The organism is Micromonospora sp. 15K316, from assembly GCF_004348525.1.
In the GTDB taxonomy this organism is placed as follows: Bacteria; Actinomycetota; Actinomycetes; order Mycobacteriales; family Micromonosporaceae; genus Micromonospora.
Map to the genome: position 1 here is coordinate 1 of NZ_SMKG01000245.1, position 8,373 is coordinate 8,373.

Here is an 8,373-nt window from a genome sequence, read left to right on the forward strand (position 1 = left end):
CCGGTCGGGGGCGGGTGGCAGACTGGTGGCGTGAGCGAACCCGAGCTGATCAGTTTGCGGCCCCGGCGCATCCGGGTGGTCTGCTGGGCTTCGGCGGCCGTCCTGGTGGTGGTCTTCGCCCTGGTGGCGACCTCGCTGCACGGCCCCACCGGGGACGGCTACGGCACCTTCCAGCGCGGCGACCAGCTCGCCATGGTCGGGCTGGGCATCTTCGGCGCGCTCGTCCTCCTGGTCTTCACCCGCCCGCGGGTGGAGGCCGACACGCGGGGCGTCCGGGTGCGGAACCTGGTCGGCTCGTACGAGCTGCCGTGGGAGGTCGTACGCGGTGTCCGCTTCGACCGGGGAGCGCCCTGGGCGAGCCTGGAGCTGCACGACGACGACTTGCTGCCGATGATCGCCCTCCAGGCGGCCGACAAGGAGCTGGCCGTCGAGGGGGTGCGCGCGCTGCGCCGCCTGCACCAGGCGCACCTGGCCCGGGTCACCGAGAGCGCCGGCCCCCAGCGCTGACCGGTCCGCGCCGCCCCGGAGACCGGACGCCGTGCCGATCATCGCGCTCCGGCCGGGAAACACCCGCCGCTGGGCCTGTCGGATGCCCCGGATTGGCTGGTGGCGGTGGTGAGGGTGTAGTGTTGTCGCGTCGACCAGGCTGCCTGCGTTTCCGCGGGCGCCATGAAAGTGGAGCGCCTGCTCCCACCCGAGTCGCCGCCACGGTGGCCGGGTCCGGTCACCGGTTCCGGGCACGTCCCGGCGCCGGATGCGCGACCATGTGATCGTGCTGACCGGTCGAGCGGGCCCTGGCATGCGCCGGGGCCTTCTGCTTTCCGGGTCGGCTCCCGCCCGGGAGCCGCAGGGTCGGCACGCAGCAGACACTCGACTCGAGGAGGCCCCATCAGCGTCGAACCACGCGTGAACGAGCAGATCCGGGCACGTGAGGTCCGACTGGTCGGTCCCGAGGGTGAGCAGGTGGGCATCGTCCCACTGGAGCGCGCCCTTCAGCTGGCCGCGGACGTCGATCTGGACCTGGTCGAGGTTGCGCCGATGGCGCGCCCGCCGGTGTGCAAGCTCATGGACTTCGGCAAGTTCAAGTACGAGAGCGCACTGAAGGCGCGCGAAGCGCGGCGTAACCAGCAGCAGACCGTCATCAAGGAGATGAAGCTCCGACCGAAGATCGATCCGCACGACTACGAGACCAAGAAGGGTCACGTGGTGCGGTTCCTCAAGGCCGGCGACAAGGTCAAGGTGACGATCATGTTCCGCGGTCGCGAGCAGAGCCGACCGGAGCTGGGCTACCGGCTCCTGCGCCGGCTCGAGTCGGAGATCTCGGAGCTGGGGTACGTCGAGGCCGCTCCGAAGCAGGACGGTCGAAACATGATCATGGTGCTCGCGCCGCACCGCGCCACCAAGGCCGCCGCGGTCGCCGCGACGGCCACCCGGGGCGGAGCGCCTCGGGACCGGGCCGCGGAAGGCTCCGCCCCGGAGGCCGGCGAGACCGCAGCAGCCGGGGAGACCGGCACGACCGCTGACACCAGCGGCCAGTAACAGGGGAGAAGACGTTCCACATGCCGAAGATGAAGAGCCACACGGGGATGGGCAAGCGGGTCAAGGTGACCGGCAAGGGCAAGATCGTTGCCCAGCAGGCCGGCCTCCGGCACAACCTGGAGAAGAAGCCCTCCACCCAGACCCGGCGGCTGACCGGCACGGTCGTGCTGGCCAAGGCCGACGTGAAGCGCATCAAGAAGCTGCTCGGCCGCTGACGCGCGCCACCCGACGTAAGAAGGAGTTGAGATGGCACGCGTCAAGCGGGCTGTGAACGCCCAGAAGAAGCGCCGTACCCTGCTGGAGACCGCGAGCGGCTACCGCGGTCAGCGCTCCCGCCTCTACCGCAAGGCCAAGGAGCAGGTGCTGCACTCGATGCAGTACTCCTACCGGGACCGTCGCGACCGTAAGGGCGACTTCCGGCAGCTCTGGATCCAGCGGATCAACGCGGGCGCCCGCGCCAACGGGATGACCTACAACCGCCTGATCCAGGGCCTCAAGCTGGCCGGCATCGAGGTCGACCGGAAGATCCTGGCCGACCTGGCCGTCAACGACGCCACCGCGTTCGCGGCGATCGTCGAGGTGGCTCGGGCCGCGGTCGCGGCCGAGGGCACCGGCGGTGCGGCGGCCCAGGCCGCCTGATCCCCTGCGTCTGGAGTGAGGCGCCCCTCGTCGACCCTGACGGGAGGCGCCTCGCCGCGTGTCTGAGGTGACGATGCTCTTCACCCCGCGTACGCCCCGGGTGGTCGCCGCCCGCAGGCTGCACCGGCGCCGGGACCGCGAGGCCACCGGCCGCTTCCTCGCCGAGGGCCCGCAGGCCGTGCGCGAGGCGCTGGCCGTGCCCGGCGTCGTCACCGAGCTCTTCGGCACGCCGGCCGCCCTCGACCGGTACGCCGACCTGGCCGCCCGGGCCGACGGAGGTGGCGTGCCGGTCTCCGCGGTGACCGACGACGCGCTGGTCGCCCTGGCCGAGACCATGGCCCCGCAGGGGCTGGTGGCCGTCTGCCGGCACCTCGACGTGCCGCTGGCGCAGGCCCTCGACGGCGGGCCCCGGCTGGTCGCGGTGCTCGCCGAGATCCGCGATCCGGGCAACGCCGGCACCGTGCTGCGCACCGCCGACGCCGCGGGAGCGGGCGCGGTGGTCTTCGCCGGCGACGCCGTCGACCCGTACAACGGCAAGTGCGTGCGGGCCTCCGCCGGCAGTCTCTTCCACGTCGACGTGGTCCGCGCCGGCGACCCGATCGAGGTGGTCGCCGCGCTGCGCGCCGCCGGGTTCGCGGTGCTCGCGACGACCGGCTACGGCGACGAGGACCTCGACGACCTGGCCGACGCCGGCCGGCTCGCCGCGCCGACCGCCTGGCTCTTCGGCTCCGAGGCGCACGGCCTGCCGCAGTCGCTCACCGAGGCCGCCGACGCCCGCGTCCGGGTGCCCCTGCACGGGCGCGCCGAGAGCCTGAACCTCGCTGCGGCCGCCGCCGTCTGCCTGTACTCTTCAGCGAAAGCACAGCGCCGGCCGGGATCCGGTCGCGCGAACGTCACGACCGGGGAGACCAGCCGTCCATGAACGCGCCACGGCGTTCGTTTAGCCAGCCCGCCGGTGCCGGCGGGCGGCGGGCCTGACACCTGCTCCCTGCGCAACTCCCACCGGCGGGCTGCGGCGAAGCCGCGCGTCCGTAGACTCGCTTCGCCACCCGCGAGGGTCGGCGCCGCCGTGAGGGAGTACCCGTACGCCATGACCTACCGCAACGATCCGTACGACCCGAAGCAGGTCGCCCTGCTCGACCCGGCCGCCCTGGCCGCGGCCGTGGCCGACGCCGAGCAGGCGTTCGCCGCCGCCACCGATCCGGACGCGCTGACCGCGCTGCGCCCGGCCCACCTCGGTGACCGGGCGCCGGTCTCCCTGGCCCGCCGGGAGATCGGCGCGCTGCCGCCGGCCGCCAAGTCCGACGCCGGCAAGCGGGTCAACGAGGCCCGCCGGGCCATCGAGACCACGTACGCCGCCCGCGCCGAGACGCTGGAGCGCGAGCACGCCGAGCGGGTGCTGGTCGCCGAGCGCGTCGACGTGACGCTGCCGTACGACCGGCAGCCCCGAGGCGCGCGGCACCCGCTCAGCACACTCATCGAGCAGGTCAGCGATCTGTTCGTCGGGATGGGCTACGAGGTGGCCGAGGGCCCCGAGGTCGAGTTGGAGTGGGTCAACTTCGACGCGCTGAACATCCCCGCCGACCACCCGGCCCGCGGGCTGATGGACACCTTCTACATCGACCCCGCGGACCGGTCGGGCCTGGTGCTGCGTACCCACACGTCGAACGTGCAGACCCGGACGATGCTCAGCCGCAAGCCGCCGATCTACGTGATCTGCCCGGGCCGCGTCTACCGCACCGACGAGGTGGACGCCACCCACAGCCCGGTCTTCCACCAGGCGGAGGGCCTGGTGGTGGACAAGGGCATCACCATGGCGCACCTGCGCGGCACGCTGGACCACTTCGCCAAGGCGATCTTCGGCCCGGACGCGAAGACCCGGTGGCGGCCGCACTACTTCCCGTTCACCGAACCGTCGGCCGAGTTCGACGTCTGGTTCCCGGAGCACCGCGACGGCCCGCAGTGGGTCGAGTGGGGCGGCTGCGGGATGGTCAACCCCCGGGTGTTGCGCGCCTGCGGGATCGACCCGGAGGTGTACTCGGGCTTCGCGTTCGGCATGGGCATCGACCGGACCCTGATGGTCCGGCACGGGGTCAGCGACATCCGCCACCTCTTCGAGGGCGACGTCCGGTTCAGCCGGGCGCTCGGGACCGGGGCGTAGGCGATGCGGGCACGAGTTACGGAGACGGTGGTCTGAGTCATGCGAGTTTCTGTCAGTTGGCTGCGGGAGTACGTCGACCTCCCCGCCGACCTGTCCACCGACGACCTGGCGCAGGCCCTGGTCGGTCTCGGCATCGAGGTCGACTCGGTGACCGACCTGCGGGAGAACGTCACCGGATCGTTGGTGGTCGGTGAGGTGCTGGAGATCGAGGAGCTGACCGGCTTCAAGAAGCCGATCCGGTTCGTCCGGGTCGACGTGGGGGCCGCCAACGGCACCGGCGAGCCGCAGGAGATCGTCTGCGGGGCGCGCAACTTCGCCCCCGGTGACCGGGTCGTGGTGATCCTCCCCGGCGGGGTGCTGCCCGGCGGGTTCGCCATCGGCGCGCGCAAGACGTACGGCCGCAACTCCAACGGCATGATCTGCTCGGTCCGGGAGCTGGGCCTCGGCGACGACCACGAGGGCATCCTGGTGCTGCCCGAGGAGAGCCCGGCCAAGCCCGGCGACGACGCCCGGCCGGTGGTCGGCCTCGACGAGGTCGTGCTCGAACTGGAGATCACCCCGGACCGGGGCTACGGGCTGAGCCTGCGCGGTCTGGCCCGGGAGCTGTCGCACGCGTTCGGGGTGCCGTTCCGCGACCCGGGCCTCGCGCCCGCGCCGGGCGGCACGCCGGAACCGGCGTACCCGGTCGAGGTGCGGGACACGGTGGGCTGCGACCGGTTCGCCGCCCGGATGGTCCGCGGCGTCGACCCGACCGCGCCCACGCCCGGGTGGATGCAGCGGCGGCTCACCACCGCGGGTATCCGCAGCATCTCGCTGCCGGTCGACATCACCAACTACGTGATGCTCGAACTGGGCCAGCCGATGCACGCCTTCGACGCCGGCCGGATCGCCGGCCCGCTGGTGGTCCGCCGGGCCGCGGCGGGGGAGAAGCTGACCACCCTGGACGGTGTGGAGCGCGTCCTCGCCGCCGAGGACATGGTGATCTGCGACGCCGGGCTGCCGAATCCCGTCGCCGGCGAGGGCGCGGGCGTGCCGATCTCGCTCGCCGCGGTGATGGGCGGCGAGACCAGCGAGGTCGTCGCCGGCACGACCGACGTGCTCTTCGAGGCCGCCCACTGGGACCCGGTGATGGTCGGGCGCACCGCGCGCCGGCACAAGCTGTTCAGCGAGGCCGCGAAGCGCTGGGAGCGGGGCGTTGATCCGGCGCTGCCGCTGGTCGCCCTGGAGCGGGCGGTACGGCTGCTCACCGAGTACGGCGGCGGGACCGCCGGGGACGAGATCCTGGACCTCGACCACGTGTCGCCGCGTACCCCGATCACGCTGCCGGCGGACCTGCCGACCCGGCGGATCGGCGTCGACTACCCGCCGGCGCGGGTGGTGGCCCTGCTGGAGCAGATGGGCTGCGCGGTGGCGCAGGGGGCGGATCGGCTCGCCGAGGACCCGGGCGCGGTCGGAGTGGCCGCCAGCGCCGGGGTGTCGCTCAGCGTCACCCCGCCGAGCTGGCGTCCGGACCTCGTCGACCCCGCCGACCTGGTCGAGGAGGTGGTCCGTCTCGACGGGTACGACAAGGTGCCGTCGGTGCTGCCGGTGGCGCCGGCCGGTCGCGGCCTGACCTGGCAGCAGCGCCGGCGCCGCACGATCGCCCAGGCGCTGGCCGACCGGGGGTACGTCGAGGTGCTCGCCCACCCGTTCGTCTCGCCGGAGCTGCCGGACCTGCTCGGCCTGCCGGCCGACGACCCGCGCCGCCCCGCGGTGCGGCTGGCCAACCCGCTCTCCGACGAGGAGCCGATGCTGCGCACGACGCTGCTCGGCCCGCTGCTCGGGGTGCTCAAGCGCAACCTGGGCCGGGGTCACCGCGACCTCGCGCTCTACGAGATCGGGTCGGTCTTCCACCCCCGTCCCGGCGCGGGCAGCCCGCCGGCGATGGGAGTGGATCGGCGGCCGACCGACGCCGAGTTCGCCGCCGCGGACGCGGTCGTGCCCGAGCAGCCCCGGCACGTCGCCGCCGTGCTGGTCGGCGAGATCGAGCTCGCCGGCTGGTGGGGCGCGGGCCGGGCGGCCGGGTGGGCGGACGCGATCGAGGCCGGCCGCACGGTGCTGGCCGCCGCCGGCATCCCGGTCGACCGGGTCGAGGTCCGGGCCGCCGAGTACGCGCCGTGGCACCCGGGCCGCTGCGCCGAGCTGCTGGTGGACGGCGTCGTCGTGGGGCACGCCGGTGAGCTGCACCCGACGGTGGTCGCGGCGCTGGAGCTGCCCCGTCGCGCCAGCGCCATGGAGCTCAACCTGGACCTGCTGCCCGCCGCGCCGATGCTGGCGGCCCCGGCGGTCTCCGGTTTCCCGCCGGCGCTGATCGACGTGGCGCTGGTGGTGGACGACTCGGTGCCGGCCGCGCTGGTGCAGCGGGCTCTCGTCGAGGGCGCCGGTGAGCTCCTGGAGGACGTCCGCCTCTTCGACGTCTACACCTCCGAGCAGCTCGGGGCCGGGCGCACGTCGCTGGCGTACAAGCTCACCTTCCGGGCGTCGGACCGGACGCTCACCGTGGAGGAGGCGGTGGCCGCCCGCGACGCGGCGGTCGCCGTGGCGGCCGAGCGCTTCGGCGCCACCCTGCGCGGCGCGTGACCGGTGCCGGTGATCGGGTGGTCGGTGGTGGCCGCCGCGCTCGCGGTGGCCACCATCGGCCTGCTCTGGGCCCGCCGGCACCTGATGCTGGTCTCGGTGGTGGGTCGCAGCATGGAACCCACGCTGCGCCCCGGCGACCGGGTGCTGGCCCGGCGGGTGCCGCTCGCCCGGGTCCGCTCGGGTGACGTGGTCGTGGTGGTGGCGCCGGCGGCGATGACCGCCCGCCATCCCACACGGCCCGGCGACGGCGGTCCGGGCCTGCTCATCAAGCGGGCGTACGCGGTGCCCGGCGACCCGGTGCCGGTGGACCGGGTGCCGCTGCTGCGGGAGCGGCCGGAGCGGGAGGTCCCCCCGGGCCACCTGGTGGTCCTCGGCGACAACCCGCCGTTCAGCTACGACTCACGGGAGTGCGGCTACATCCCCGAGCCGGACCTGCGCGGCGTGGTGATCCGGCCGCGGCTGCGGCCGGAGACGGACGTGCCGCGCGGTCGGTGACGGCCGCGCGGCACACCCGAGTGCGGGATCAGCACAGTGACGTCATGGTGCTGGCGCCGGCCGTGCAGTAGTAGCCGCATCCTCCGCAGTTCACCGCGCACGAGCCGCTGTAGCTGCACCGCTTGAAGTAACACGTGCCGCACACCGCGCACCACGGGTCCGGTGGGCAGCCGGCGGCGGCGGTCACCTTCGGCACGAACACGCCGAGCAGCCGCTCGCCGAGGCCCTCCAGTCGACGGAACATCCGTTCACCTCCTTCCGACGGGTGGTCGATTGCCGGCACGCTACGGCCGCCCCGTACACCGCACCTACAGCCGACACCGGCGCCGGCGTACACCGATGTATCCGTGCTGTATCCGCCGCTCCTAGCGTGGGCCTCCCCACGCGAAGGAGGTGCGGACGGATGCGAGCGGTGGAGCTGGCCGCGCGGTTGCTGCTGGCCCTGGTGTTCCTCGCCGCGGTGGTCGGCAAGCTGCGTACCCGCGCCGGCTTCGCCGGGTTCGTCGGGTCGGTGAACCAGTTCGGGGTGCCGAAGCGCTGGGCGTACCCGGTCGCCCGGCTGGCGGTCGCCACCGAGGCGGCGGTCGTGGTGCTGCTCGCCGTTCGGGTCACCGCGCCCGCCGGACTGCTGCTGGCGGCCGGGCTGCTCGGCGTGCTCACCGGGGCGATCGTCGGTGCGCTGCGTCGCGGCGCCCGCCCGGCCTGTCGCTGTTTCGGCGCCGCCGACGCGCCGATCGGTCGGCGGCACGTGGTGCGGAACCTGGCACTCACCGTCGCGGCGCTGCTCGGCCTGCTCGGCTGGGCCACCGCCGGGCCGGTCCTGCCGCCGTCGGCGGCGCTGCTCGCCGCCGGGGTGGCCGTTCCGCTCGCCGCCGTGGTGGTACGCCTCGACGACCTCGTGGCCCTGTTCGCCCCCACCC

10 protein-coding genes are annotated in these 8,373 nt (G+C 73.9%); 9 read left to right on the top strand and 1 reads right to left on the bottom strand.

Annotation, left to right across the window (positions count from 1 at the left end; translation table 11 throughout):
• The first annotated feature begins 30 nt into the window (after window positions 1-30).
• From E1211_RS28070 to E1211_RS28105, 8 genes are all read left to right on the top strand, one after another.
• Window positions 31-507: a PH domain-containing protein gene (locus E1211_RS28070; RefSeq protein WP_207915538.1), complete on the top strand. Its 477-nt coding sequence runs from the start codon at window positions 31-33 to the stop codon at window positions 505-507.
• A 399-nt stretch (window positions 508-906) separates the two neighbouring features.
• Entirely contained in the window at window positions 907-1,539 is a 633-nt protein-coding gene (gene infC / locus E1211_RS28075) for a translation initiation factor IF-3 (protein WP_132352572.1), read from the top strand.
• A gap of 20 nt (window positions 1,540-1,559) precedes the next feature.
• The gene (rpmI, locus tag E1211_RS28080) at window positions 1,560-1,754 is read left to right on the top strand and encodes a 50S ribosomal protein L35 (protein WP_007458415.1); all 195 of its coding nucleotides are present in this window, start codon (window positions 1,560-1,562) and stop codon (window positions 1,752-1,754) included.
• Window positions 1,755-1,785: 31 nt separating this feature from the next.
• Window positions 1,786-2,178, top strand: a complete 393-nt coding sequence (gene rplT, locus E1211_RS28085; RefSeq protein WP_120683834.1) for a 50S ribosomal protein L20 — start codon at window positions 1,786-1,788, stop codon at window positions 2,176-2,178.
• Between the two features lie 73 nt (window positions 2,179-2,251).
• The gene (locus tag E1211_RS28090; RefSeq protein WP_132352584.1) at window positions 2,252-3,100 is read left to right on the top strand and encodes an RNA methyltransferase; all 849 of its coding nucleotides are present in this window, start codon (window positions 2,252-2,254) and stop codon (window positions 3,098-3,100) included.
• A gap of 168 nt (window positions 3,101-3,268) precedes the next feature.
• The gene (gene pheS, locus E1211_RS28095) at window positions 3,269-4,339 is read left to right on the top strand and encodes a phenylalanine--tRNA ligase subunit alpha (protein ID WP_132352586.1); all 1,071 of its coding nucleotides are present in this window, start codon (window positions 3,269-3,271) and stop codon (window positions 4,337-4,339) included.
• Window positions 4,340-4,378: 39 nt separating this feature from the next.
• Window positions 4,379-6,958 (top strand): phenylalanine--tRNA ligase subunit beta, encoded by a 2,580-nt coding sequence (gene pheT, locus E1211_RS28100; RefSeq protein WP_132352574.1) that lies wholly within the window; start codon window positions 4,379-4,381, stop codon window positions 6,956-6,958.
• Between the two features lie 3 nt (window positions 6,959-6,961).
• On the top strand, window positions 6,962-7,453 hold the full coding sequence (locus E1211_RS28105) for a S26 family signal peptidase (RefSeq protein ID WP_132352576.1): 492 nt from the start codon (window positions 6,962-6,964) through the stop codon (window positions 7,451-7,453).
• Window positions 7,454-7,481: 28 nt separating this feature from the next.
• Here E1211_RS28105 and E1211_RS28110 read toward each other — a convergent pair whose 3' ends face one another.
• Window positions 7,482-7,697 carry a hypothetical protein gene (locus E1211_RS28110; protein WP_132352578.1) on the bottom strand — a complete coding sequence of 72 codons (216 nt, stop codon included), beginning with the start codon at window positions 7,695-7,697 and terminating at the stop codon, window positions 7,482-7,484.
• 159 nt (window positions 7,698-7,856) lie between these two features.
• Between E1211_RS28110 and E1211_RS28115 the strand changes: the two genes are divergently transcribed.
• On the top strand, window positions 7,857-8,373 hold a 517-nt coding region (locus E1211_RS28115; protein WP_132352580.1), incomplete at its 3' end, for a MauE/DoxX family redox-associated membrane protein.

Coding starts and splice junctions, on each gene's coding strand:
- rpmI (WP_007458415.1), top strand. CDS start 1,560: ATGCCGAAGATGAAGAGCCACACGGGGATGGGCAAGCGGGTCAAGGTG.
- rplT (WP_120683834.1), top strand. CDS start 1,786: ATGGCACGCGTCAAGCGGGCTGTGAACGCCCAGAAGAAGCGCCGTACC.
- E1211_RS28090 (WP_132352584.1), top strand. CDS start 2,252: ATGCTCTTCACCCCGCGTACGCCCCGGGTGGTCGCCGCCCGCAGGCTG.
- pheS (WP_132352586.1), top strand. CDS start 3,269: ATGACCTACCGCAACGATCCGTACGACCCGAAGCAGGTCGCCCTGCTC.
- pheT (WP_132352574.1), top strand. CDS start 4,379: ATGCGAGTTTCTGTCAGTTGGCTGCGGGAGTACGTCGACCTCCCCGCC.
- E1211_RS28110 (WP_132352578.1), bottom strand. CDS start 7,697: ATGTTCCGTCGACTGGAGGGCCTCGGCGAGCGGCTGCTCGGCGTGTTC.